We start from the raw sequence: 23,975 nt of genomic DNA, 5'->3' as shown, positions 1-23,975 counted from the left end.
AACAAATGAAGGATGAAGAAGAGAGACAAAAGAAACAGTTTGAGGAGGAACGAAAGAGACAAAGAGATCAAGAACAAAGCGAAAATGAAATACAGCAGGCAAGAGAATACAACCGAGTCAGACCGATGCTATATTTCTTCCCGAAAACATACAGACGAAATGATTCGACACCCAGAATACAACCAGGTGATAGGCTGTTCATTAGCTCGACGGGATTACAACAAGTTAAGCAAGATAACAGCGAGATTGACACAACAAATATCAGCTCGTATGTCGATTACTTAAATAAAACACGGAAAGATAGTATTGAACTTTTCGAACTTAGACTACTGTATGGCGAGCTATCCACCACGTTTGTATATGTTTCAATAAAGGCACGGGGGCAAACCGAAAGCTATACATTCCTTTCCTAGAACCTGGGAAGAACAATATTATTCTTACCGGGGACATGTTTAAAAAAAATGGACACATTTGAACAACAGAAAGGCATAAATGCCAACGACAAGTATGGCCTCTATGACAGCGCAGTGCCCCGTGAACAAGTAGTAAATAAACTGTTAACTGACAAGATTGTGATTGAATTTGACACAGTTCTGCACGAACACGTTAAAGTCACATTTGGTCTAAAAGAAACTGATGACCCGACACAAGGACCCAAGGTCTCTAGCGATAATCAAAAGATTGAGTTATCCTACAATTTTGATACGGATGAAACCAAAGATTTCATGAAGGATCTGATTGATCACCACAAGATTCCCCGTGAAAAAGATGTGACTGTCGTGGATTATAATCAACAAACGTCCATTGATATGGAAAAAGCAACCTATACGACAATTTACGAGGTACCAGAATCGGGCCTTTCAAATAATATAAATGACAATTAGTTGAATGTAGAGTGATGGAGTCTCACGGAACGGGAAGAAGGTTATTCAGATGCAAGAACGTCAATACACCAACCGCGGAGAATACGAAACCTACAAGATGGCACGAGCCCTGCAGGAGCAGTATCCCGAAGACGGTATTAAAATATACGCCAACTTGTTCCTCAGCCTCAATGACGGCGAGCCGAATCGGCAGATTGATCATCTCTTGTTGAGTCACCGCGGCCTGTTTGTTCTCGAGACCAAGTACTGGAGCGGCACCATTTATCACGAGATCACCCTCACCCAGCTCAGGCAAGAGTGCGCCGCATTTTGGCCGATCATCAAAGATTCACTGCCTGGTACTATCCGCAACCTGAATCCTTCAGAGTTCTTCACGCTGGTTGCCAAGACTGACGAGGCACTCGAAGGCTATGCAAACTGGCACGACCCTGCACAACAAGTGAAAACGACAATGGCCAAACTGCACAGATTTTTGAAGGGCCACTTACAGATCCCCCCGTTCGTTCATGGCTTTGTGCTGTACGTGTACCCCCCAGTCGAATGCCAACACGATTGTCGATTTAAATGGCCGGCTTGACGACGATGACGACTCTAAGAACGCCGATGCCGAAGAATTCACCGGACGCAATGTCTCTGAACCGGACGGCTTCTCTAGCTTAGCCAGTTTTAGAAACTATTATGAACACATGCCAAAGACAGTAATGACGGCGGAGCGCACCGCGGAGATTGCCAAGTGCATCGAAACTGAAATTATTGAGTGACTGCATCTGAAAGACGAATATCTAATCCTAAAAAGGCTGGCCCGAATGTATTCGGGTCAGTCCTTCATTTCTAACAGTGCTCGCGATTGAAAACCGTGATACCAGACGATCTTGATTAGGATGATCATTAATCAGCACGACTTATACATGTCCGTTGGGACTTTAAACTGTGTTCGCAGATTGTGCAAAGTCCACCGCTTCCACGCCGCAAAAATCATGGCTCTAGGTCCCGAATTTGATCAATCAGATCTTCAAAATGGTCGACCTGGTTTGCGTATTCGTCCAACTCGCCACCGTATTGTTGGTTAAAGCCTTCCAGCCCGTCGCCGGCAAAGGCAAACTCGTAGTTGTGAATGGCCTCGTACGTCTGACTGAAATCGGCCAGCAGTTCGTGGTGCTGGCGTCCATCTGCAACGCCATCTGAATCACGCGGAAATCGGTGTATGCGAGCTCAAATTGCACCGCCCACCGGCGCATGAACGGATGCTGATTCTGAATGTGCGCCAAGTGATGGGTGGTGGTCCATTCCAGGTTATCGATACTGTTCTTCACGTCTAACATCTAAACCGCCCCTTTCGCGCTCACTTTACGCGCGGGTCAGCGCAGAGGCAAGCAATTCGCCTCGCCTACTGCTCGGCCACGGTCATGCGCCGCATCCCCAGCGCGGTCAACCCAAAGATTACAGCGAAGACCAACAGCGCTGCTGCCACGATCAAAAACGGGTTCGCCTGAGCTGCCGGCAGCGTCTGGGTCAGCGAGCCGCTGGCCAAGTGCCGAGTCAGCGCCGCCGCATCACTGTCGGAAGGCGCAATCAGCCGGCCGACCGGGAACCAGGCCAACGCAACGGCAATGATCACCCCGCAAAGCGTCAAGGCTGCTGCCACCCGGTCCACCCGCTGCATCAGCACGTTGAAGAACATTCCAATGCCGCCGAGTGAGGCGAACACCAGCACAATGAACAGCGCGTTGGCGACCCACGCAACTGATGTGTACGTCCCCGAGTACCCAAGCTCCTTGATGAACAGCATCGGTACGCCGAAGATGGTCATGATCAGCCAGTCAAGGGCAAACCCGACCAAGCCATAGCACAGCCAGCCGGTCAGCTGCGTCCAAAACTGCTGCCAGCGCGGGATCCCGAACTGAGCGGCCAGACGCAGCCATTTGGGGGTCAGGATCATGCCTGCTGCAAGGGTGAAAATGCCGGTCGGCACAATCATAGTGTTGCCGAAGGGCTGGTTCCAGTCCATCTTGGCGCCGATCATCGAGTTGATACCGACGACAAAGACAAAACTAAGTCCAAGCATCACCACCGCAAAGATGAGAAACGGTTTCGCCAGGTCCAGAAGCTGAGTTTTTAACATGACCTGTTTTTTTCATGACTTTTCCCTCCTAAACCCGGTCGTTGAGTTCGGCGCGGCCACCTAAGCGCGCCGCCAGAAAGCCAAACCCGACCGTCACCACTGCGAAGACCAAAAGCAGGATCAGCGGCTGAGGCGCCCCGTGCAGCGGCAGTCCAATCAGCGCCAGCAGGAACTGGAGCACGCCCGAATCGGTGGCCAGACTCGGCAATGCCAGCATAATCAGCACCAGTGCCAGCCCCGGCAGCACCATCAGCCCATACACACCAAACACCAGCGCAAACCTGATCTTTCCGCTGAGTGGCAGGGTGGCAAAACCGAGGGCTGCCCCGATGGCTGCGAAAGCTAAGTATGCCACCAGCCGCAGCACAGCACCCATCAGCACCCCAGTTGGCCCAGTTAGGTGATAAACAGAAGCGAGAAAACTGCCCGTACCGCGAACCAGGGGAATGAGACTGACCATGGTGACGAACACCGCCAGCAGCGCGGAACAAGCTACCAGCCCGACCGCTGCGGTTTGCAGATAAAGCTTGCGACTGACCCCGTTTTGAAACGCCGACCCTAGCGCCCAGGGCATGGCAAAATAGCCCAAAATTGCAGCGATGTACAGGCCAATAAACTCGCCAGACCAGCCGTTGGCATCAGACGCGCCGCCGAACACACTCATCCCCACCAGCACGCCCCAGCCAACCAGGCCGCCAATCATGACGATACTCATCATCTGCAGCTGCACTTTCAGCATCGCCTGAAATTTACGCCTCATCGACTTCACCCCCGTTGCGGGTCAGCTCCAGATACATCTGTTGCAGATCCATGCCGCCGACTGTGACGCCTGCCGGCACCGGCTTTTCCAGTGGCGCATCCAACGTGTATGCCGTCAACATGCCGCCCAGCGCCACTTCGCGCAGCGTGCAGGTGCCGCCGAGCCACTCGTGAACCAGTGCCGTCGGACCCGTAACCACGCGGCCCTTGGCGGTTAGGTCGGCCACGTCCTCGTCCAAGGTGATGGTCCCGCCGTCCAGCACGAACACATGCGTGACCAGATTCTCGATTTCCTCGATCAGGTGGGACGCGATGATGAACGTCCGCGGCTTGCTGGCAAAAGTATTGGCCAACTCCTGGTAGAAAATCTCCCGGTTATTCGCGTCCAGCCCCAGCACCGGCTCATCCAGCATCACGAACTCGCACGGTACGCACAACGCGATGATCAGCTTGGCGATGGTGCGATACCCGGTCGACAGCTTGCGGAACCGCTGGTGCGGATCCAGCCCAAACGCCTTGGCCAGGTGAGCGGCCAGTTCGTCATCGAAACTCCCGTACATCTCCCGCGTCAGCGTAAACAGCTGCTCGATCCGGCTATCGCCTGGGTACAGCATCGCCGCGCTCATCAGGAAAATGCGATTTTGGGCGTCAGCATTTTCGGTAACGCTTTTGCCGTCCAGCAGCACCTTGCCGGCCGTCGGGAAAAGGCGGTTGTTGACGATTTTCATCAGCGTGCTTTTGCCGGCGCCGTTGCGGCCGAGCAAGCCGTACAGCTGGCCGGCTCCCATGTCATGTTGACGCCGCGCAGCACCTTGTTGGCGCCGAAGTTGCGTGTCACTTGCTTGAACTCTAACTTGCTCATGCCCCATACCCCTCTTCTATCGCGGCGATCAGTTCCGCCTGACTGATGTCCAACGCCTTGGCGGCCGCAATCAAGTTCGCGATGCGCTCGGCGTAAAAATCATGCTTGCGCTTCGCCTTGATCTTAGCCTGCGCCCCAGGCACCACGAACATCCCGATGCCGCGCCGCTTCTCGATCAACCCCAAATCGACCAAAACGTTCATCCCCTTTAGCACGGTGGCCGGATTAATGGCGTAGGTCTTCGCCACTTCAGTCGTCGACGGAATTTGCGTGTCCTCAGCGAACGCGCCGCTCAGAATCCCCGCCGTGAACTGGTCGGCGATTTGCTGATACAGCGGCACGACGCTGCTAGCATCGAATTTCATGGGCCGCCTCCTTCCAGTTGTTTAGTTAATTAGTTGAGTAACTAACCTACGCTGTCAAGATACCCCCTTAACGAAAGGACGTCAACAAAAAAAGTCGTCCAAATATCTGGACGACTTTTGATTTAAATATTAATGCCGAGGGTCTGGAGAATCAGCCAGACGTTCAGGATGACCAGCACGATTGTGACAAACCACGCCGCGTACTTGACCCACGCTCGGTTCTTGAACTCGCCCATTAACTCCTCGCTGGAGGTGTACTGGACGAGCGGCACCACTGCGAACGGCAAGGCCACCGACAGGAACACCTGAGAGAACGTCAGCAGGCCTTCAATTTTGGCCTCGTTACCTTTGTAAATAATGGCAAAAATCAAAACTGGGGTGACCGACAGCAACCGGGTCAGCAAGCGCTGGGCCCACAGCGGCATCTTCAGCCGGATGAACCCTTCCATGATGATCTGGCCGGCCAGGGTGCCGGTGATGGTCGAGCTTTGGCCGGACGCCAGCAGCGCCACGGCGAACAGCATCGACAGGACCGGGCTAGCGATGGCGCCGACGACCTTGCTGTCCTGCAAGGCGTTGAACAGGTCGACGAAGCGGCCCAGGTCGGAGTTGGTGCCAAAGAACAGCGCCGCCCCTAAGATCAGCAGCAGCGAGTTCACGATGAACGCGATGCTCAGCTGAATGTTGGAATCGATGGTGCTGAAACGGATCGCCCGCTTAACGGCTTTGTGGTCCGAGCGATCGACCGCGCGGGTCTGCGAAATCGACGAGCCCAGGTAAAGGTCATGCGGCATAACGGTCGCGCCGACGATCCCCAGGGCCAAGTACAGCTCAGAGCGGTTCGTCAGAATGCGCGGGGACGGAATGTAGCCCTGCAGCATCTGCCCGACATCTGGCTTAGAAAGTAAAACTTCGTATGTGAAGACCAGCAGGATCACGGCAACCAGCACCGCGACGATGGCCTCAATTTTGCGGAAGCCTAACTTCATCAGCAACAACAGAATCAACACATCGGCAGAAGTAATGATGATGCCGACGATTAGCGGGATCTTGAACAGCAGCTCCAGCGCAATCGCCGACCCGATGATTTCCGCGACATCGGTCGCCATAATCGCCAACTCGGTGATGATCCACAAAATAATGCCAGTGGCTTTACCCGTGCGCTCACGGGTGAGCTGCGCCAAGTCCTTCCCGGTCACAATGCCCAACCGGGCGGCCATCGCCTGCAGCAGCATCGCAGTCAAACTGGAAATCAGGACCACTGTCAACAGCGTGTACTTGAACTGCGCGCCCCCGGCGATCGAGGTGATCCAGTTGCCGGGATCCATGTAGCCGACCGCGATCAGGATCCCGGGTCCCGTGTAGGTCAGCAGGGTTTTCCAGAATCCGGCGTTCTTCGGGACCTTAATGCTGCCGTTGATTTCGTCCAGGCTTTTCGAGCCGGCCTCCTCTTCAGCGAACATGACTTGGTGCTCTTTTCGGGATGACTTTGCCATCACGCCACCTCCCCTTCTCATGATTCCCCAAATATGCTCTAGGTATATGATAAAACTTCATATGTAAGTATAGCGATATTTTAGCCTTCCCGAAAGCCCCTAATTTGCCCGGGTCAGGACTTTTTGCGGGCCAACGCAAAAACCGCCACCACATAGTTGTGGTAACGGTTCTCAGCGTCTTAACAAAATTACTTCTTGTCTGTGGTGGCGATCTTCTTACGCTTAGCGACCTTTTGACGCTCGCCAGTGTTTAAGATCTTCTTGCGCAGCCGCACGCTCTTCGGGGTGACTTCGCAAAGCTCGTCGTCGTTCAGGAACTCGATCGACTCTTCAAGGCTCATGTTCTTCGGAGTCTTGATGGCCGCCGCGTGGTCTTTCCCGGCCGCACGGGTGTTAGTCAAGTTCTTGCCCTTCGTCGCGTTAACGGCGATATCGGTTTCACGGTTGTTCATGCCGACGATCATGCCTTCGTAAACTTCAGTGCCGGCGTCAACAAACAGCTGCCCGCGTTCCTCAATGCTCTGCAGAGAGTAAGTCGTGGCCACGCCTGCGTTGATGGAAACCAGCGCACCATTGACACGGCCAGGCGTCCAGTTGCGAACCACTGGCATGTACTTTTCAAAGGTGTGGTTCATGATGCCGTAACCACCGGTCGAGGAAAGAAATTCAGTCGAGTAACCAATCAGGCCACGCGACGGGGTCAGGAAGACCAAACGCGTCTGGCCGTTGCCCTCATCGGACATGTCCTGCATCTCACCCTTGCGCTGGGACATCGCATCGATAACGGTGCCGGTGTACTTGCTAGGAATGTCGATCTGGACCTCTTCAAACGGCTCCATGATCTGGCCATCGATTTCGCGATAGATGACTTCCGGCCGGCCGAGCTGAAGCTCAAAGCCGTCACGGCGCATTTCTTCGACCAAAATCGAAAGGTGAAGTTCACCACGACCGGAAACCATCCAGGCGCCAGCCTTGTCGGTGTCGTCAACGCGCAGTGAGACATCGGTCTGCAGCTGGGCCTTCAGGCGGTCTTCCAGCTTACGCGCGGTGACCTTGTCGCCTTCACGGCCGGCAAACGGTGAGTCATTTTGCATGAACATCATCTGCAGAGTCGGCGGATCGATGCGGAGAATCGGCAGTGCTTCTGGGTGATCGGCAGCGGCGACGGTTTCACCGACGTAAATGTCTTCCATCCCGGAAACGGCGATCAGATCGCCGGATTCGGCGTGCTGAATCTCGATCCGCTTCAGACCGAAGAACCCGAACATCTTGGTGACGCGGAAGTTCTTAGTCGAGCCGTCCAGCTTCATCAAGGTCACGTTGTCACCAACGGAGATTGAACCGCGGAACACCCGGCCGATCCCAATCCGGCCTACGTAGTCGTTGTAGTCCAGCATGGAAACCTGGAACTGCAGCGGCTGGTCGGATGTATCTTCCGGCGCCGGAATGGTCTTCAAGATGGTGTCAAACAGCGGCTTCATCGTGTGCGTCTGGTCTTCCGGCTTGTCCGAGTAGCTGGACGTGCCGTTAATGGCGGACGTGTACACGATTGGGAACTCGAGCTGGTCTTCGTCAGCACCCAGTTCGATGAATAATTCGAGGACTTCGTCGACGACTTCTGCCGGACGGGCACCGGGACGGTCGATCTTGTTGATCACGACGATTGGGGTCAGGTGTTGTTCCAAGGCCTTTTTCAAAACGAAGCGGGTCTGGGGCATCGTGCCTTCAAACGCGTCAACGACCAACAGCACGCCATCGACCATCTTCATGATGCGTTCAACTTCCCCACCGAAGTCAGCATGCCCTGGCGTGTCCACGATGTTGATGGTCGTGTCACCGTACTTAACGGCAGTGTTCTTCGACAGGATGGTGATCCCGCGTTCCTTTTCGATCGCGTTGGAATCAAGCGCGCGGTCCCCGATCTGCATATGTTCCGGCAACGTGTCGGACTGCTTTAACATTTCGTTGACCAAAGTGGTCTTACCGTGGTCAACGTGGGCAATGATCGCAATATTGCGAATATCGTCGCGAGTCTTCAAATTAATTAACTTCCTTTCAGAATGGCCTTGTGTGGCTGCAGAATGCCAACCAACTCGGCGCTGGTTCTGGCATAAAAAAACATGCCTCTTCTGAGACAGTCTTCGAAATAAGAGTATAGCACAAACGGGCCTCCTCGGATAGCTTTTCTGAAAAGTCGTGCGAGGAATCCTTGAAAACTACTTTGCTTGCATCCGGTGCAGGATCTCGGCGTGTGCCTGCGGCATGGCGGCAACTACCACGCCGGCTTGAAGCAGGTCAACAGGCTGACCGTCCGGGCGGCTGCATTGCAGACCAAACCCGGCGCCGATCGCCATCCCCGCCGCAATGTCCCAAGGCTGCAGGTAGGAGACGTAGCCCACCAGCTGCCCCAACGTAATGGCCTTGAACTCCATGCCCGCAGACCCGGAGATCCGCGCACCGGAGCTAGCCAAAGCGATGTCACCCAAGTTCAGGTAGTTGTGAATAGTCATCGGCCCGCTGGCACCCAGCAGGCCATCTTTCAGCAAGCGGTCAAGTGGCAGGCTCACCGGCTGGCCGTTCAGCGCCGGGGGCAGGCTCGGCCCACCGGTGACCAGCTCATTGCGCATCACGTCCATGATGGCGCCGTATAGCGGGGCCCGTCCTGATAAACGCCGATCATCACGGCAAAGTTGGCCCGCTGCTTGACAAAATTCATCGTGCCGTCAATGGGGTCGACAAAAAAAACCAGGCCGTCTAAGTCAGTGACCTTGGCGGCGGTGCCTTCCTCGGCCTCAATTTTGGCCTGCGGATAGGCGGTGCGAATCTTGCCCACCAGAAAGGCCTGATTGTCGGCGTCGACGTTGGTCACGAGGTCGTTGCGACCCGTTTTTGTGGCCACGCTGACCGGCGTTTGCATCGCCGTCAGGATGCGCGTGCGGCTTTCAGTCAGCCAGGCTTCAATGTTTGCTGCGAGTGCTTTCAGCATTGCGGGTTGCCTCCTTCATGCGCACGCGGCCTGAGCTGGTCCCTTGCGCCGCCTTCATCACGCGGTAAATTGAGTAGCCCGAGGCTTGCTCGAACTCCCGGTCCAGCTGCCGCTCAGTCCCCTTGTCGGCACGACCGTTTTGAACGCGGCGTAGGCGGCCTGCAAGTTGGCGCGGTCGACCCCTTTTTCATAAGCGTCTTCTACCAAGCTGTACAGAGTGGTGACCTTGATCATGTCGCCTTGGACCAATCCAAGTCCAATGGGTATTCATAGTTGGGTTTCAAATTCAATTCTCTCCTGCCTCGATCGCGGCGATTTGCGCGGAAAGCCGCGTCAGCGCCTCAGCCAGGCTTTGCTGCTCGGCTTCGGACCCACTAACGCTCGCGACTGCCGTCACCCCGCGTCGATCAATTTGAACCGGCCGCGAGTACACCAGCGGCTGGTCCCCCTCATCGTAGCGCACCGCCACTGGGGCAATCAAGGCGCTGCCAGCATTGGCCGCCAGCAGCCGCTCGATCAGGCCGCAGAAACTGTGGCCATCTGCTGCCCTAGCGTATGCCTGACAAGCCGCCTGCACGCGCGTCATGAGGCCGGCCGCGTCGTCGGTTTCCTGAAGCAGGCTCATCACCGTCGTCGCGCCGATGTACGCCCGGCTCCACAGCAGCGTGAAGTCAGGCTGGGTGCCGATGACGTAAGCCGTCACGGCCCCGGCCGGCACGTCAAACTCGCGCGCCAGGCTGTGCTCGAAGCAGCGGGTCAGCCCCATCGTCCCGATGCCCATCACCGCGTTGGCCTTCAGTCCTGAAAAGCGCTGCGCAAAATAGGTGCACAGCTCACTTTCCTGTGTCGCCACCAGCACCTTGCCGGCAAAACCGACCCCCATGGCCGACTTCAGTACGCGCCGCATGCCGGCCAGATTGGCCGCCTGCACCATTTCCGCCGCCCCGTCGGCAAAATCGGTGATGACAAGCACATCCGTGTCGGCCAACTGCTTCGGCGTCGCCTTTTGAAGCGGATTTTCACTCACCGCCGCCAGTGCGATCAGACCATCCATGCCCACCTTATCAGCATCCGGCGCGTCAAGCAGGACCGTCAGCGGCAACCGACTCTGGATCAGTTTGGCGGCGATGTCTTCCGTCGCCGCAGTGTCCCCACAAACCACTACTTTTTGCATGCTTACCCTCCAACTCTCTTAATGCCATATTAAACAATTGCTGCGCGAGAAGAGGATACAGTTTCATGTCAAAACGTGGACACTGGATCGTGGACAGTGGCGGGCGTGTCTAACTAGGGAACACGCGCAGTTTTCAGGGGAGATGCCGGTCCCTGAACTAGTGGACTATCGCACTTTCCCCACCGAAATGCCACTGTACATATAAATGTTTCGGAAAAATTCTTGCATAATGTTTATTAGCTGTTATTATTAAAGCAACAGGTTAATCACAGAAAAACACCAGGTCATGTCAGTCCATCATTCTACTAGGAGGCCCAATTCATGAGATATCTCATCACTGGCGCTACCGGACATCTCGGTCGCAAAGTCATCGATCAGTTGGTCGCTCTGGTCGGCGCGTCCGCGTTAACCGCGGCTGTGCACACCCCAGCAAAAGCCACTGCCCTGAGCGAGCGAGGGATCAACACGGTCGCTCTGGATTACCTCAACGTCGAGACCATGCGTCAGGCTTTCTCTGGTCAAGACGTCGTCATCTACATTCCCAGCAAAACCTACGATGTCTTACAGCGAATCACCGAATTTGAAAACTCAATTAAAGCGCTCAAACTCGCGAAGGTGCCGTCTGTCGTGTTCGTCAGTTTTTATGCCGACCAGGAGAATAATCCTTTTAGAATGTCACCATACTACGCCTACGCCCCACGCAAGCTGCAACCAGCGGCCTCCAATATGCTGTCGCGAAAAACTCGCTGTACGCCGATCCGCTCGTCCCTTATTTGCCGGAGTTGATCGAGCGCCAGGCCTTGATCTATCCCGTCGGCAATCAGGCGATGAGTTTTATCACCCAGGACGACAGCGCCAAGGCAATTGCCACTCTGGCCGTAAAACCGGAACTGCGCGACGCTGGCCAAATATACACGCTGACCCAGGAAAAAGCCCTGACCATGCCAGAACTAGGACGGATCATGACCAAAGTCACCGGTCATGAAATTGGCTATAAACCCGTGACCACGGCAGAATTCGGCCGAATTTACGCGGCGGAAGGTGATGGTGAAGAACTCGCCAGCATGTATGCCGCCGGCGCCCTGGGTCTGTTCGACCAGGCCACTCACGATTTTGCGAAGATCACTGGCGATAAGCCAGAAAGCATGTCGGCCTTCCTGAAGCGCAGCTACCGCCCAGAAGCGTAGGACCTGGTTCCTTTCACCAGTATCGGGTGGGTAACACCGCCACTGCCGCCGCCATTCTGAAAGCAGGATAAACGATGAAATTTTCCCATAAACTCAGTGATGCTCTCCACATTTTGGCGTACGTCCAGATTTATGCCGGCGGCGACCTATCGAGTGCCGCGATTGCCGCAAGCGTGGAAGCCAACCAAAGCATGGTGCGGCAAATGATGTCTAAACTAGTCAAGGCCGGCCTGCTCAATAGCCAACCTGGCAAGGTCGCGGTGACTCTAGCTAAGTCCCCTGAAAACATCACTCTGCTCGACGTTTATCTGGCGGTTGAGGACAATCACAACCTGTTGCACATCGATGATAAAACTAACCCATTGTGCATTGTTGGCGGCAATATTCAAGACACCCTGAATGACGTGTACGCCGCCATTCAACGCGATACTGAAGCCAGCATGGCCAAGCACACGTTGGCAGAGATAATCGCCGACATTCTGGTTCGCCAGGACGCCAAAACCATGCGGTAGCTACAATCAAAAACTAACTCGAAAGCGTATTGATGATGAGCTTAAGGCTCTCACCAATGCGCTTTTTCTGTGGGGTAACTGATGACTCGGTTGGCCCCTGAGTACCCGCCTGCTGCCAAACTTGCGCGCCGGATGAGCTATCGGCTCTCCACGCCCAGCAGGAAAACGCAAAAATACCGCCCATCGAATGATGGACGGTAGGCATCTCATTTTCAATTAGATTGAGGGTCGGGGCGACGTGACTGGGTCCTGGTTATACCGGAACGCGGTCTCTTTGACCGCACTCACGTCACTTTTAACCAGGGAAGCCCGTCCCGCAACCTGCGGGATCAGGGCCAAGTCGTCGTGAACCTGCTTGACTTTAATTTCAACTTGCCGAATCAACTTGCTTGCGCCGAGTGCCCGGCTCAACCGGATCACTGCGCACTTGATGCTAGCCAGGATGGCCTTGGCAATCATTGCTAAAGGCAGCTCGCTTTTGACTGCAAAAATGTCGTTTGCCATTTTCGCAATGTACCGCTCGTCGCCCACAGCCAGCACTTTCGCCTGAACGTCTTCGTTGACGCGACTGCCGGCTAGAGCAACCCCTTGCGGCATTGTCTTGCCGGTCAACTTCAGGATAACCTGAAGCCAGCGGCTTGGTGTTGCTGAAGCAGTGGTCGCCACATCCGTCGCCAGCAGCGTGCCGGCTGGGATCTTGACGATGTCACCAGCGACAAGTCCGGCAAGCGTGGTGCCCCGAACCAACCCGTCGCGAACCACCAGGACCTGGCGGTTGCCATTGAAGTTGGTCAGCCAGCGGCAAAATGCTGCGTGCACCGCGTAGCCACCGATCACCAGCAGCGCCGTCAGCGCCAGCCCGAGCCAAACCCGGTCAAGCAGGACGTCGCTGAGCAGACCCAAGCCAGCGCTGAGCATGGCAATTGGGCGCAGTGGGAACGTGGAACGAAGTGGCGTCGCAACAGTGCGCAAGTTGAACTGCATCTTGTTGACCTGAGTCGTGCTCAGGCCAGAATATTCTTGCATGAACATCGTGTTCTCCTCTCTTCCCAGAGAGGGCTTGCGATGCGCCTATTTACTTATATGTAGAACTAAGTGGTGGCACAATGACAAACCTTCCGGGATCCGCACTGTCCGGACTACCGCCACCGTCAATCGCTGTTTGTTTCATTGCGCTCACCACCTTCCAGTTGTCTTACCGTTGTGCTTACGGTTTCCACCCGCATTTTTCTCATCTAGAATTGAAAAAAAGCGCACACCGATTAGGCCTGCGCGATTTGCATCCCAATCGTTTAGTTTTAGCACTATACGCCTAGAAAAAAAATCTCAGCTGCATTAGCGCGGGCCTTAATAGACAGGCGCAGTTGACTCATTGGCATCTCTGGATGTTTCTGAGCAGCAGCATTGTTCGTATAGGAGCCTCACCTAACGGAAAGCACCATATTTCACTACAAAGTTCATTCTACTTACTTTTGCCGTGCCTGTCAACCACCCAGGCCCGGTCTATCGGGCCTGATGAGCATTTTCTCATTTAGACCGACCGCACGCAAAATCTAGCGGAACCGCGCACCAGCCGCGAGATACGCGGTTTTTCTTGACTGCCAGTTGTGCTACAGTAATATGGAAACGATTCGAAGTGGAGGGGTTCTCTTGTACTTAATGAAAGATATCACCAGAGATGGTGATCCGATCCTGCGCGCACGGGCCAAGAAAGTGGCATTTCCCTTGTCTGATAAAGACAAACAGCTGGCCCATGACCTGATGGAATACCTTGTGGTCAGTCAGGATGAAGAGGAAAACAAAAAGTATCACCTTCGGCCAGGCGTTGGCCTTGCCGCCCCGCAAGTCGGTGTGTCCGAGTGCATGGCGGCCGTCCTGGTCCCAGGTCCGGACGACACGATCCTGTTTAAGGAAGTCCTGGTCAACCCCGTGATCATCTCCAACTCTGTGCAGGACGCCGCGTTGTCTGAAGGGGAAGGCTGCCTGTCGGTCGATAACGATGTCGAGGGCTATGTGGTCCGGCACGATCGCGTCACCATCCGTTATCAAAACCTCGAGGGCGAAACCAAGAAGGTGCGCCTAAAGAACTACCCGGCGATCGTCTGCCAGCACGAAATCGATCACCTCAACGGCATTTTATTCTATGATCACATCAACAAGAAGACGCCATTCAAGATGGACCCTGAAGGCATCTTGATCGACTGATTCAAAAGCGTCCCCGATGACTCTGCAAGGCAAACCCTTGCAAAACCATCAGGGACGCTTTTTCTCGCCTAGACGCGCTGGATATCCTGCAGGTAGGCAATGGTCGGCGCGTTCGTGACAAACGCAACGTCAAAGTGCGTCTTGCCGTCCCGCTCCCAAAAATCGGTAATCACAAACGCCGGATAACGCGGATCTGAACTGGCGATGTGCTGATCTTCCGCCGTGTCACGCAGCTGATTTTGCAGCCGGTCACGCGTGATCTTGATTTTCGGTGTCTCTGTCTCGTACTCAAAGCCCATGATGCCGTGGCCCCAGACATCGGCGACCGCGGCGGAGTGCAGCGGCTTGTCATACGGCCAATGCAGCACGGTCAGGACCTCTTCAACGACTTGGTCCGTCAGCTGCTGACTGTGCCAGACAAACAGGCGCAGCGCGCGACGCCTGCGGGCGATCCGCAACCAAATCACGATGGCGAAGACCACACCGACGCAATCACAGCAAGCAACCAGTACATGGCCTCGCCTCCTTTTTACTCATTATACCGCTTTCGGGCCGGCGATGCCGCTGGTAGCTGGTGGCGTCGGCCCTCCTTATATGCTAAACTATCTATAACTGTTGAGTTTTCAACATTTGACCGGCAAAATTTGCGAAGATCCTCACGCTGAGGCCATTTTCGCGTGCAAAGGAGTTTTTATCAATGATCTACAAAGTATTGTACCAACCAGACAAGATCCGCAATCCGCGGCGGGAAACCACCCAGACCCTTTACATGGAGGCCGAATCCGCGGCCGCTGCGCGCGCTGCTGTCGAAGAACACACGGACTACAACATTGAGCTTGTGCAGGAGCTCAATGGCAACTTCTTGGAATACGAGCAGAAGTCCCCAAACTATAAGTTGACGGAGTTCTGATCATGGATTTGAACATAAAGAAAGATGAAGTCGCAGTCTTTGCCATCGGCGGTCTCGGTGAGATCGGTAAGAACATGTATGGCGTCCAGTACAAGGATGAAATCGTCATTATCGATAACGGGATCAAATTCCCCGAAGATGACCTGCTGGGCATTGACTACGTGATTTCTGATTACTCGTACCTGGTGGATCACAAGGACATGATCGATGCCCTCGTGATCACCCACGGGCACGAAGATCACATCGGCGGCATTCCGTACTTCCTGCGCGAAGTCCCGAATGTCCCGGTTTACGCCCCACCGCTTGCCGCTGCGCTGATTCGCGGCAAGCTGGAGGAACACGGACTGCTGCGTTCCACCGAGCTGCACGAAATCAAGGAAGAAGACGTCCTGAAGTTTAAAAACCTCTGGGTCGACTTCTTCCGCACCACTCACAGTATTCCCGATACCCTCGGGGTCGCGGTTCATACCCCGTACGGTGCCATCGTGGAAACTGGGGACTATAAGTTTGACTTGACCCCAGTCGGCGATCAGCCGGCGCCGAACCTGCAGCGCATGGCCAAGCTTGGCGAGGAAGGCGTGCTGCTCTTAATGAGCGACTCGACCAACGCCGAGATCCCGAACTTCACGAAGTCTGAGCGCTTCGTTGGCCGCTCAATCCGCCACATTTTCGACGACATCAAGGGTCGCATCATTTTTGCCACCTTCGCGTCGAACATCTCCCGGATGGAGCAAGCGATTCAGGCTGCCCGTGAGCACGGGCGCAAAATCGCCGTCTTCGGCCGGTCGATGGAAACCGCGCTGGTCAACGGCCGCGAACTCGGCTACCTCGACGTCACAGATGACGAGCTGATCGATCCGCACGAACTCAACAAGATGCCGGCGGAAAAAGTCATGATCCTCTGCACCGGCTCGCAAGGCGAACCGATGGCGGCCTTATCTCGGATCGCCAACGGCACGCACCGGCAGATCACGATTCAGCCTGGCGACACCGTCGTCTTCTCTTCCAACCCGATCCCTGGCAACACGGTTTCCGTGAACCACGTGATCAACGAGCTGGAAGAAGCTGGCGCAACCGTCATTCACGGCAAGGTCAACAACGTCCACACTTCTGGTCACGGCGGCCAGGAGGAGCAGAAGTTGATGCTGCGGCTGATGAAGCCGAAGTTCTTCATGCCAATTCACGGTGAGTACCGGATGCTGAAGATCCACACCGAGCTGGCGCAGGAATGCCACGTCCCAGCCGACCACTGCTTCATCATGGACAACGGTGATGTGTTGGCACTGACTGCCGATACGGCCCACCGTGCCGGCCACTTCCCGGCTGGCGACGTCTACGTTGACGGCAATGGCGTCGGTGACATCGGCAACGCGGTCATCCGCGATCGCCGCATGCTTTCCGAAGAAGGCCTGGTCGTGGTCGTGGCCACGATCAACATGCAGAAACAGGCCGTGTTTGCCGGCCCCGACCTGCTATCGCGTGGGTTCATCTACATGCGCGAATCCGGTGAGCTGATCAACCAAGCTCAGCACCGGGTTTACCGCACGATTAAGAACACCTTCAAGGACAACGAAAAAGTCACTGAAGGCATGCTTAAGGATGCGATCACGTCCAACCTGCAGGAATTCCTGTTTGATAAGACGGAGCGCCACCCTGTGATCCTGCCAATGCTGATCACGCTGTAAAAAGCAAAAATGATTCTCGGCTCACCGCTGAGAATCATTTTTTTGTATTTTCAAAACCACAGTGACAAATCCATCCCCGATCAAACCACCATGAGTAATTAAGTACCAGGTCAGTCACGTCAAACAGCCTGATCCCCCAACCGCTGACGCCGACCAGCAGCACCAGACCCAGCAGCACCAATCAAAGCGCGAGCGCTGTTGCTGATGGCGAAAAACGGCGCCTCTCAAGAGCAGCAGCACCGTCATGCGAAAATCAAATTTGACATGGTTGTCCTCCCTTCCAATGGCGCCGGAACTCATTATGAAGGCGGGATGCAAGGTCGTCGACGATACCAATCCCGCCTGCACAGGCTGTCGCACTGCTGCGAGCTTAATTTAAACGTATAAATATTCATCGTGTACCACTGAATTTATTGTGTTATTCATGCCTGGCCGGTATAATCAGTATTAGTGATTTTTGGAGGAGGCGAACGCATGGCGGCGGCATTTTACTACATTATTTTCAATCCGGCAGCAGGCTCTGGCAACGCGTGGACACGCTAAAGGCAGTCCGCAAGGTCATGAACGACCGCGCAATCGAGTATGAGGTGCGAGTCAGCCGGTACTCCGGCCACACGGTGCAGCTTGCCAAGCAAATCGGCAGCTTCAACGACCATCCCGGTGCGGTGGTGCTGGTGATCGGCGGCGATGGGACACTTAACCAAACGATTACCGGATTGAAAATGACGCGGCAAGCTGACCTCCCAGTTGGCTACATCCCCGCCGGTTCCGGCAACGATTTCGCGCGCGGGATCGGACTGCCGGACGACCCCATGCAGGCGCTTGAATGCGTCCTGAGCGCTGAAAAGCCGCTGGTCCTGGACGTCGGGCAGTACACTGAGCAAACCCACCAAGAAAGCGGCTATTTTGTCAACAACGTCGGCATCGGCTATGACGGCAACACCATCGCCCACAGTTCGCACAGTCAGATCAAGACCTTTCTCAACCGGTTCCATCTGGGTAAGCTCTCCTATTTTGTCACCGCGGTGATCGTGTTCTTCGCGCAAAAGCCGTTCACGGTGATCGTCTACGATCAGCAAGGCCGGATGGAGATCATTCAAAACGCCTTCCTAGTGGATGCCACCAACACCCGTACTTTGGCGGGGGGATTCGCTTCATGCCTGGTGCGGTGCCCACCGATGGGCTGCTGGATCTGGTCGTGGCCGAACACCCCAACTGGGTCGCGTTCCTTTTTTACCTGATTCAGATGATCCGCGGCAAGGCGCATAAGTACGAGCGCGTGCACTACTTCAAGGGCACCCACTTGCGCCTGGAAACAGCAGAACTGGAACAGGGCCAAATGGACGGTGAGGAAATGGGGACCCGCCCGTTTGAGCTGGAATTCACTGTGGCCAAGCAGAACTTCTGGTTTAACCTGCCAACAAAAAATTAATTACTAACCTGGACCAAAAACAAACGTGTCACTGCCCTTTCGTTAGGCAATGACACGTTTGTTTTTGACTCCTATTCGGTTAGAAGTAATCGGAGAAGTACGGTTCATCGTTGGGAATAATGCGCTCCAGCTGCTTGATGGCGGCCTTGCTGGCTTCGATGCGCTCGATTTTCGCCAAGTACGACGGCCGGCGGTAACTCATCAGCATCGTCGTCAGGGTCTGAATGTCCAGCTTAACCGGGTCCCCGACTGGTCGGTCGGTCACCTGCAAGTGGCCACCTTCGTCCCACCACAGGCCGAAGACACCGTTGTTCCAATCCGCCAGCGGGTCGGACACGATGAAGTGCAACGGCTTTTCCGCTTCCTCAAACGGGTAAACCTTGAGGAACTGGGCCACATCGACAATGCGGGCCATGAAGTACGGGTGAATGGTTTGCATGATGTCGCCGTCATCGAGCAGGAAGTGCAGCGGCTCGTTTTTATAAATGTCGCCTTTGACGTGCTCGACCATGGAAAAGTGCGCCGCGACAAAGTTCCACAGGCCGATGCGCGCTTCCTGAGTGTTGTACACCATTTCCTTGATGTGGAACACCTCATCGGCGATCCAGTAGAGGACGTAACCCTGAGGAATATCGTTGTCGTCGTAGTAAACCCCGGCGATACGCTCGTCCTCGTCCTCCCAGCGCCAGTACTCGTCCCAGTTGAGCTGGTTGCGGATCATTGCCCCGTGATTGTGCAGGGCAAACCGGTTGTAAATCTCGATCACGTCCGGGTCATCGATTTCCAGCCGCTCCACGTGACCGGGCAACGAATTGTCGACCTTGGGCAGTTGGGTGTCCTTCACGTCGAACGTCAGGTGGTCGGACATGATCTCCCAGCTTTTTCCGGTAAAACGGAATGCTGTACGGGTACAGATACGAGATCCACTGGTGGTGGTCCCGCATGTGCGAAAGGCCAATTTTGACCAGATCGTGCATGAGCCCGTGACCGGCATACTCGGGGTACGTCCCGACGCCGGTCAGCCCGGCCATGTCGTACAGCTTACCGTGGATGTTGACGCGGCACGGGTAAATGGCCAGCTGCGAAATCAGCTCGTCGCCCTGCCACCAGCCGATGACGTCGGACTTTTCGAGCACCGGCCGCTTAGCCCGCTCGAGCTCACCGTCTTCGTAGCCAGACTCCTCAACTTCCTTGGCCGTGACTTGAAACACGTAGGCTAATAAATCGTTGAACTGCTCAAGGTTGGCCGGAGTGACCGGTCTGATCTCAAGCGAATCGCGGATGTCGTCTGCCATAAAAACTCCTTAGTGGCTTACTCAGCCTCCTGCGCTGCCAACAGCTTGGCCGGCGTCAGCCCGTTCAGCCCGATGCGCGGGTCGATGGTCTGAGCCTGGATCAATGCTTTGGTCAGGCGGTATTCTTTATTTTGATCAATCGCTTCACTATCATTATTATCCGAAGCAACCGGCGCACTGTCAACCACCCGGGTGGCCGGTGCTTGAGGCACCGTGTCAGTCGGCGCAGTTGGCGCGAAAATATCCGGCTGGTCCTGCTTCATGACCTTGGTCAACCGGTCGACCAGCGCGGTTTGGCGGTTGTCGGCCACGGCTTCGACCGCCGTTTCGACGCCCGTGGGTCCCCCATTAAAATGAGAAAATCGCGGGCCCGCGTCACCGCCGTGTACAGCAGGTTTCGCCGCAGCATGCGCCGCGCCCCCAGCGTCAGCGGCAGGATCACCACCGGAAACTCCGAGCCCTGCGCCTTGTGGATCGAGGTCGCGTAGGCCAGCGTGATCTTGCTCCAGTCACTGCGCTGGTATTGCAGCTCGTTGCCGTCAAAATCAATGGTGAGCTCGTCGGTTTTACTGTCGGCGTCCTTGGCCGCCGTGATGCCGGTGATGATGCCCAGCTCGCCGTTAAAGACATTGGCGTCTGGGTTGTTGACCAGCTGCAGCACCTTGTCGCCGATGCGGTATTTCACCGGGCCAAACTCGACTTCCTTAGTGCGGTTGGACTTTTTGGGATTCAAAATGTCCTGGATCAGCGGGTTGAGCTGGTCGATACCGGCGGCGCCGCGGTACATTGGCGCCAGCACCTGCACATCGGCCTTATCGAACTGGGTCGCGGCCTTGCCAACGACCTGCCCGACCACACGCGCCAGTTGATCCGGTGGGCACAGAATGAACGAGCGGTCCTTTTTGCTTTCGCGCCAGTCCGCCGGCAGCCGGCCAGCATTGATCGCGTGGGCCAGCGGAATGATGGACGAGTCCTCATCCTGGCGGTGAATGTGCCGCAGCTCCATCGCCGGCAGCGTCCGGCTGCGCAGCAGATCCGCAAACACTTGGCCGGGCCCGACTGACGGCAGCTGGTCCTTATCCCCGACCAGGATGACTTTGATGCCGGGGTGCAGCGCCGCCAGCAGCGTGCGGAACAGGTAGGTGTCGACCATCGACATTTCGTCGACGACCAAAAGTCCGTCCGGCAGGTCCTTGGGTTCGTACTCCTGGGCATCGATGGCCAGCCCGAGCAGCCGATGGATCGTCGACGCCGGCAGGCCGGTGGTCTCCATGATGCGCTTGGCCGCCCGGCCCGTCGGCGCGGCCAGCATCAGCGGAAACGGCTCGTCCTTGTACAAGTTAATATCCAGGCTCAGGCCCTTCAGCTCCGCGTAGGCGCGCACGATGCCGTTGACCACGGTGGTCTTTCCGGTGCCGGGGCCGCCGGTCAAAAGAAAAATCTCGTTTTTCAGGGCCTGCTTAATAGCGGCGGTTTGCGTCTCGTCGTAGTGAATGCCAGCGCTTTTTTTTCAACGGTTTTGATCACCTTGACGACGGCTTTATCGGTGGGCGGATCCTCGACCGGCTCCTTCAGGCCGGCCAGCCGTGTGGCAATCTCGCCTTCCGCGTCGTACAAGCGCTTGGGGAAAATGCGCTGGTCATCGGCGTACAACTCACCCTTTTTCGTCAGCGTCAAAATCGCCTGGCCCACGCGGTTGGGATCGACCTCGACGTTGCGGGCGCTTTCCAGCACCCCCGACCGCCGAGCTGACCAGTTGGGGCAGCATCACGTAGGTGTCGCCTTCCCCGTCGGTCAACCGCTGCAGCTCGGACAACACCGCCCCACCCAGCCGAATCTGGGAATCAGGCGCGATGTGAAGGTTGGCCGCAATGGCGTCGGCACGTTTGAACCCGATGCCGTCGATGTCGGCGATCAGTTGGTACGGATTCTCCTTGATCACGTCCAGCGCGTCGGTTTTGTATTTCTGGTAGATTTTGGCCGCCATGTTAGACGTGAAGCCAAAGTCGTTCAGGCCGATGATGACCTGCTCCATACCCAGGTTCAGCTGGAGGTTGTCGACCAAGGTCGCGCGTTTTTTCCGCGTTCAGGCCCAGCGGCTTCAGCACATTCTCGTCCTTGAGGATCTTGTCGATGGCACCGGTGCCCAAGGCGTCGACGATTTTTTTGGCGGTGATGCTCCCAATGCCGGGAAAGCGGTCGGACGCCAGGTAATTGATGAGGCCCTGCTTCGACGTCGGCTTGTCGACCTGATAATTGTCTGCCGCGAACTGCAGGCCGTAGCGCGGATGGTTGACCACTTTACCGACGAACGTATAGGTCTCGTCTTCTTTGATGTCACCAAAATTCCCGGTGACGGTAATTTCGTCATCGGGCCACTGAATATTTGTTTTAGTGATCGTCACCGCGACGATTTTGAAGAAGGTCGTCGGGCTTTGGAAAATGATGCTTTTGACCCGGCCACTGACACTTTGCTGCCCGTCTTCATTCATCGGCGTCACCCTGCGCCTTGAGGAACCCAGCAATGTCGCGGACTTTGCCCGCCTGCTGGTCATAGCCCTGCGGATCCAGCTTCTTCGCCTCGTCCAGGTACTTGCCGCCATCAAGGTTTTGGCCGGTCAGCGCCATCCCATAGGTAAACAGCACCCGCGCGTTGTTGATCTGCAAAAATGGTGCCAACAGCTTGGCGGCCTCTTTGAACGCACCGAGCCCCAGCAAAAGCTCAGCCGAAAGCAGCGCGGCGTCCACCTTTTCCGGGGCCGCCTCATGCGCCGTCAGGGCAAACGCCAGCGCCTTTTGCACCTGCCCCGCCTGCTGGTAGCTCAGCGCCAGCATGTACTGCGCGTCCTGCTTGAGGCTCCCCTTTTTGGCGTTTGCAAGCTGCGCGAAGTACTTAATAGCCAGCGTCGAATTGCCCTGCTAAATGCCAACAGGCCGGCATCATAGGTCAGCTCGTCATCGCCTGGGAACAGCCCCAGCGCCTTGACGATCAGCTGGCTGGCCTCATCGTAGGCGTGGATGCCGATCAGCATCGTGGCCAACACGGAATACCGCTTTGGGTCCGTCGGCTTTTCATCGATGCGTTTGACCGCGGCCTGAATCGCCGCGTCGTGGTCCCCATTATTGAATTGGTCAGTCAATGACGCCATGGCAAGTGCCTCCTAAATCGTGTCGGTTGGATCGAGTTTCTTGGTGATGTAGTCTGTGTCATTCCAGCGGACCAGTTTGAACGGCAGCTTCGGTCCAGTCGCGTCAAGAATCGTGACGCTGCTGTTAGTCAAACCGCCGTCCTTGCGCATGTCTTTAATGGGCGTGCCCAGCAGGCTTTGGATCAGCGCCACCAGGGCTGCCCCGTGGCTGACAAACAGCAGGTTATCGGTAGGCTCGGCCTTTTTAACGGCATCGAGCACCACCGGCTGCATCCGCTGGATCAACTCGGGAAACGACTCGCCCTGAATCTTGGTCGGGTCGTAGTCACCAGGCGCATAGCGGAACGCGTGCAGTTCCGTGGGGTACTTTTTCTCCACGTCGGTAAAGCGCATGCCTTCCATGCGGCCCAGGTTGAATTCGCGCATCCCCACGGTCGTCGTGGTCGGAATGTCCTGACCCAGCTGCTTGATCAGGTACTGCGCCGTTTTTTTGCGCGCGCGGCAAGGGACTGATGTACGCGTGGGCAAACTTCACCCCGCGCACTGTCAGATAATTGGCCAGCTGACCGATTTCCTCGTAGCTTTCCTTGAGCAGTGGCGAATCCCCGTTTGCGCCTTGGTAGCGCCCTTCCAAGTTCCACTCAGTTTTTCCGTGCCGGACAAAATATAACCGCGTCAATCTTGCTCCCCCTAATGGTCTTATATAACTACTAATTATCGCGATTTACCGCGCCTAATTCAAGGGGGCTAAAATCATCAGGCCTTTGCGGACATCAAACAGGCCTTATCCACATCGATGGTGTGCCCTTCCAGCCCGAGCAGCATCATTTTGCGGTCCATGCCGCCGGCGTACCCCACCAGTTCGCCGTGCTTGCCGACGACGCGGTGGCACGGGACGACGATACTAATCGGGTTATGCCCCACGGCGTTGCCGATCGCGCGCGGCGAGTCG

The 23,975-nt window shown here is 55.8% G+C and carries 22 protein-coding genes, 7 pseudogenes and 1 riboswitch; of the genes and pseudogenes, 10 read left to right on the top strand and 19 right to left on the bottom strand.

The window, feature by feature from the left end; genetic code table 11:
- The 3 genes from JCM13995_RS15995 to JCM13995_RS07700 all read left to right on the top strand — a co-directional run.
- On the top strand, positions 1-413 hold a 413-nt coding region (locus JCM13995_RS15995; protein WP_225350789.1), incomplete at its 5' end, for a hypothetical protein.
- Between the two features lie 48 nt (positions 414-461).
- Complete coding sequence (locus tag JCM13995_RS07705) at positions 462-884, top strand: hypothetical protein (RefSeq protein WP_054664241.1); 423 nt, start codon at positions 462-464, stop codon at positions 882-884.
- Positions 885-933: 49 nt separating this feature from the next.
- Complete coding sequence (locus JCM13995_RS07700; RefSeq protein ID WP_054664238.1) at positions 934-1,461, top strand: nuclease-related domain-containing protein; 528 nt, start codon at positions 934-936, stop codon at positions 1,459-1,461.
- A 398-nt stretch (positions 1,462-1,859) separates the two neighbouring features.
- Here the strand turns inward: JCM13995_RS07700 and JCM13995_RS07695 are convergent.
- The 11 genes and pseudogenes from JCM13995_RS07695 to JCM13995_RS07650 form a co-directional block, all read right to left on the bottom strand.
- Positions 1,860-2,206, bottom strand: a pseudogene (locus tag JCM13995_RS07695) (hypothetical protein).
- A 65-nt stretch (positions 2,207-2,271) separates the two neighbouring features.
- Positions 2,272-3,006 (bottom strand): hypothetical protein, encoded by a 735-nt coding sequence (locus JCM13995_RS07690; protein ID WP_054664235.1) that lies wholly within the window; start codon positions 3,004-3,006, stop codon positions 2,272-2,274.
- Positions 3,007-3,034: 28 nt separating this feature from the next.
- Positions 3,035-3,766 (bottom strand): hypothetical protein, encoded by a 732-nt coding sequence (locus tag JCM13995_RS07685; RefSeq protein ID WP_054664232.1) that lies wholly within the window; start codon positions 3,764-3,766, stop codon positions 3,035-3,037.
- Entirely contained in the window at positions 3,756-4,553 is a 798-nt protein-coding gene (locus JCM13995_RS07680; RefSeq protein ID WP_054664229.1) for an ATP-binding cassette domain-containing protein, read from the bottom strand. The genes JCM13995_RS07685 and JCM13995_RS07680 overlap by 11 nt, the downstream gene beginning before the upstream one ends.
- Positions 4,493-4,627, bottom strand: coding sequence for a hypothetical protein (locus JCM13995_RS16940; RefSeq protein ID WP_263849610.1), 135 nt, complete (start codon positions 4,625-4,627; stop codon positions 4,493-4,495). Before JCM13995_RS16940 ends, JCM13995_RS07680 begins: the two co-directional genes overlap by 61 nt.
- Positions 4,624-4,992 carry a GntR family transcriptional regulator gene (locus JCM13995_RS07675; protein ID WP_054664226.1) on the bottom strand — a complete coding sequence of 123 codons (369 nt, stop codon included), beginning with the start codon at positions 4,990-4,992 and terminating at the stop codon, positions 4,624-4,626. Before JCM13995_RS07675 ends, JCM13995_RS16940 begins: the two co-directional genes overlap by 4 nt.
- A 122-nt stretch (positions 4,993-5,114) precedes the next feature.
- Positions 5,115-6,488 (bottom strand): Nramp family divalent metal transporter, encoded by a 1,374-nt coding sequence (locus JCM13995_RS07670; RefSeq protein ID WP_054664223.1) that lies wholly within the window; start codon positions 6,486-6,488, stop codon positions 5,115-5,117.
- Between the two features lie 188 nt (positions 6,489-6,676).
- Positions 6,677-8,527, bottom strand: a complete 1,851-nt coding sequence (gene typA / locus JCM13995_RS07665; protein WP_054664220.1) for a translational GTPase TypA — start codon at positions 8,525-8,527, stop codon at positions 6,677-6,679.
- 177 nt (positions 8,528-8,704) lie between these two features.
- A pseudogene (locus JCM13995_RS07660) lies at positions 8,705-9,474 on the bottom strand (inositol monophosphatase family protein).
- Positions 9,446-9,758, bottom strand: a pseudogene (locus JCM13995_RS07655) (UPF0223 family protein). Before JCM13995_RS07655 ends, JCM13995_RS07660 begins: the two co-directional pseudogenes overlap by 29 nt.
- A gap of 2 nt (positions 9,759-9,760) precedes the next feature.
- Positions 9,761-10,648, bottom strand: coding sequence for a Rossmann-fold NAD(P)-binding domain-containing protein (locus JCM13995_RS07650; protein ID WP_054664217.1), 888 nt, complete (start codon positions 10,646-10,648; stop codon positions 9,761-9,763).
- Positions 10,649-10,969: 321 nt separating this feature from the next.
- Here JCM13995_RS07650 and JCM13995_RS13845 point away from each other — a divergent pair.
- Together JCM13995_RS13845 and JCM13995_RS07635 are read left to right on the top strand one after the other, a co-directional pair.
- Positions 10,970-11,835 (top strand): annotated as a pseudogene (locus JCM13995_RS13845) (SDR family oxidoreductase).
- A 74-nt stretch (positions 11,836-11,909) separates the two neighbouring features.
- The gene (locus JCM13995_RS07635) at positions 11,910-12,347 is read left to right on the top strand and encodes an Rrf2 family transcriptional regulator (RefSeq protein WP_054664206.1); all 438 of its coding nucleotides are present in this window, start codon (positions 11,910-11,912) and stop codon (positions 12,345-12,347) included.
- A gap of 216 nt (positions 12,348-12,563) precedes the next feature.
- Here the strand turns inward: JCM13995_RS07635 and JCM13995_RS07630 are convergent, their stop codons facing one another.
- Positions 12,564-13,373 carry a hypothetical protein gene (locus JCM13995_RS07630; protein WP_156314371.1) on the bottom strand — a complete coding sequence of 270 codons (810 nt, stop codon included), beginning with the start codon at positions 13,371-13,373 and terminating at the stop codon, positions 12,564-12,566.
- Between the two features lie 250 nt (positions 13,374-13,623).
- Positions 13,624-13,787: riboswitch (M-box (ykoK) riboswitch) on the bottom strand.
- Between the two features lie 210 nt (positions 13,788-13,997).
- On the opposite strand from JCM13995_RS07630, the gene def reads away from it, so the two are divergent.
- Positions 13,998-14,552: a peptide deformylase gene (def, locus tag JCM13995_RS07625; protein WP_054664200.1), complete on the top strand. Its 555-nt coding sequence runs from the start codon at positions 13,998-14,000 to the stop codon at positions 14,550-14,552.
- Positions 14,553-14,620: 68 nt separating this feature from the next.
- Here def and JCM13995_RS07620 read toward each other — a convergent pair whose 3' ends face one another.
- Positions 14,621-15,034 carry a hypothetical protein gene (locus JCM13995_RS07620; protein ID WP_082397765.1) on the bottom strand — a complete coding sequence of 138 codons (414 nt, stop codon included), beginning with the start codon at positions 15,032-15,034 and terminating at the stop codon, positions 14,621-14,623.
- A gap of 215 nt (positions 15,035-15,249) precedes the next feature.
- Between JCM13995_RS07620 and JCM13995_RS07615 the strand changes: the two genes are divergently transcribed.
- From JCM13995_RS07615 to JCM13995_RS15990, 4 genes are all read left to right on the top strand, one after another.
- Positions 15,250-15,462, top strand: coding sequence for an RNA polymerase epsilon subunit (locus JCM13995_RS07615; RefSeq protein ID WP_054664194.1), 213 nt, complete (start codon positions 15,250-15,252; stop codon positions 15,460-15,462).
- 2 nt (positions 15,463-15,464) lie between these two features.
- A complete protein-coding gene (rnjA, locus tag JCM13995_RS07610) occupies positions 15,465-17,147 on the top strand; it encodes a ribonuclease J1 (protein WP_054664191.1) in 1,683 nt (560 codons plus the stop codon).
- A 530-nt stretch (positions 17,148-17,677) separates the two neighbouring features.
- Positions 17,678-18,388, top strand: coding sequence for a diacylglycerol/lipid kinase family protein (locus JCM13995_RS07605; RefSeq protein WP_263849609.1), 711 nt, complete (start codon positions 17,678-17,680; stop codon positions 18,386-18,388).
- Positions 18,304-18,579 (top strand): diacylglycerol/lipid kinase family protein, encoded by a 276-nt coding sequence (locus JCM13995_RS15990; RefSeq protein WP_263849608.1) that lies wholly within the window; start codon positions 18,304-18,306, stop codon positions 18,577-18,579. The genes JCM13995_RS07605 and JCM13995_RS15990 overlap by 85 nt, the downstream gene beginning before the upstream one ends.
- 79 nt (positions 18,580-18,658) lie before the next feature.
- On the opposite strand, the pseudogene JCM13995_RS07600 reads toward JCM13995_RS15990, so the two are convergent.
- The 6 genes and pseudogenes from JCM13995_RS07600 to JCM13995_RS07575 all read right to left on the bottom strand — a co-directional run.
- Positions 18,659-19,874, bottom strand: a pseudogene (locus JCM13995_RS07600) (GNAT family N-acetyltransferase).
- A gap of 17 nt (positions 19,875-19,891) precedes the next feature.
- Positions 19,892-22,366 (bottom strand): annotated as a pseudogene (gene recD2, locus JCM13995_RS07595) (SF1B family DNA helicase RecD2).
- A complete protein-coding gene (locus tag JCM13995_RS15985; protein ID WP_225350786.1) occupies positions 22,359-22,709 on the bottom strand; it encodes a hypothetical protein in 351 nt (116 codons plus the stop codon). The pseudogene recD2 and the gene JCM13995_RS15985 overlap by 8 nt, the downstream one beginning before the upstream one ends.
- The gene (locus tag JCM13995_RS15980; RefSeq protein WP_225350785.1) at positions 22,697-23,023 is read right to left on the bottom strand and encodes a tetratricopeptide repeat protein; all 327 of its coding nucleotides are present in this window, start codon (positions 23,021-23,023) and stop codon (positions 22,697-22,699) included. The genes JCM13995_RS15985 and JCM13995_RS15980 overlap by 13 nt, the downstream gene beginning before the upstream one ends.
- Positions 23,024-23,035: 12 nt before the next feature.
- Positions 23,036-23,702, bottom strand: a pseudogene (locus JCM13995_RS07580) (histidine phosphatase family protein).
- Positions 23,703-23,779: 77 nt separating this feature from the next.
- Positions 23,780-23,975, bottom strand: a 196-nt coding sequence (locus JCM13995_RS07575; protein ID WP_156314370.1) for a methylated-DNA--[protein]-cysteine S-methyltransferase, incomplete at its 5' end; no start/stop codon positions are given.

The organism is Lacticaseibacillus camelliae DSM 22697 = JCM 13995 (genome assembly GCF_001311195.1).
GTDB lineage: Bacteria > Bacillota > Bacilli > Lactobacillales > Lactobacillaceae > Lacticaseibacillus > Lacticaseibacillus camelliae.
The sequence above is the reverse complement of the archived record's forward strand: the minus strand, read 5'-3'. Positions and strand labels throughout refer to the sequence as shown.

What these genes read in the sequence shown, in the direction of transcription:
- JCM13995_RS07705 (WP_054664241.1), top strand. Translation starts at nt 462, where the DNA reads ATGGACACATTTGAACAACAGAAAGGCATAAATGCCAACGACAAGTAT.
- JCM13995_RS07700 (WP_054664238.1), top strand. Translation starts at nt 934, where the DNA reads ATGCAAGAACGTCAATACACCAACCGCGGAGAATACGAAACCTACAAG.
- JCM13995_RS07690 (WP_054664235.1), bottom strand. Translation starts at nt 3,006, where the DNA reads ATGTTAAAAACTCAGCTTCTGGACCTGGCGAAACCGTTTCTCATCTTT.
- JCM13995_RS07685 (WP_054664232.1), bottom strand. Translation starts at nt 3,766, where the DNA reads ATGAGGCGTAAATTTCAGGCGATGCTGAAAGTGCAGCTGCAGATGATG.
- JCM13995_RS07680 (WP_054664229.1), bottom strand. Translation starts at nt 4,553, where the DNA reads ATGGGAGCCGGCCAGCTGTACGGCTTGCTCGGCCGCAACGGCGCCGGC.
- JCM13995_RS16940 (WP_263849610.1), bottom strand. Translation starts at nt 4,627, where the DNA reads ATGAGCAAGTTAGAGTTCAAGCAAGTGACACGCAACTTCGGCGCCAAC.
- JCM13995_RS07675 (WP_054664226.1), bottom strand. Translation starts at nt 4,992, where the DNA reads ATGAAATTCGATGCTAGCAGCGTCGTGCCGCTGTATCAGCAAATCGCC.
- JCM13995_RS07670 (WP_054664223.1), bottom strand. Translation starts at nt 6,488, where the DNA reads ATGGCAAAGTCATCCCGAAAAGAGCACCAAGTCATGTTCGCTGAAGAG.
- JCM13995_RS07650 (WP_054664217.1), bottom strand. Translation starts at nt 10,648, where the DNA reads ATGCAAAAAGTAGTGGTTTGTGGGGACACTGCGGCGACGGAAGACATC.
- JCM13995_RS07635 (WP_054664206.1), top strand. Translation starts at nt 11,910, where the DNA reads ATGAAATTTTCCCATAAACTCAGTGATGCTCTCCACATTTTGGCGTAC.
- JCM13995_RS07630 (WP_156314371.1), bottom strand. Translation starts at nt 13,373, where the DNA reads ATGCAAGAATATTCTGGCCTGAGCACGACTCAGGTCAACAAGATGCAG.
- JCM13995_RS07615 (WP_054664194.1), top strand. Translation starts at nt 15,250, where the DNA reads ATGATCTACAAAGTATTGTACCAACCAGACAAGATCCGCAATCCGCGG.
- rnjA (WP_054664191.1), top strand. Translation starts at nt 15,465, where the DNA reads ATGGATTTGAACATAAAGAAAGATGAAGTCGCAGTCTTTGCCATCGGC.
- JCM13995_RS15990 (WP_263849608.1), top strand. Translation starts at nt 18,304, where the DNA reads ATGCCTGGTGCGGTGCCCACCGATGGGCTGCTGGATCTGGTCGTGGCC.
- JCM13995_RS15985 (WP_225350786.1), bottom strand. Translation starts at nt 22,709, where the DNA reads ATGCTGGCGCTGAGCTACCAGCAGGCGGGGCAGGTGCAAAAGGCGCTG.
- JCM13995_RS15980 (WP_225350785.1), bottom strand. Translation starts at nt 23,023, where the DNA reads ATGGCGTCATTGACTGACCAATTCAATAATGGGGACCACGACGCGGCG.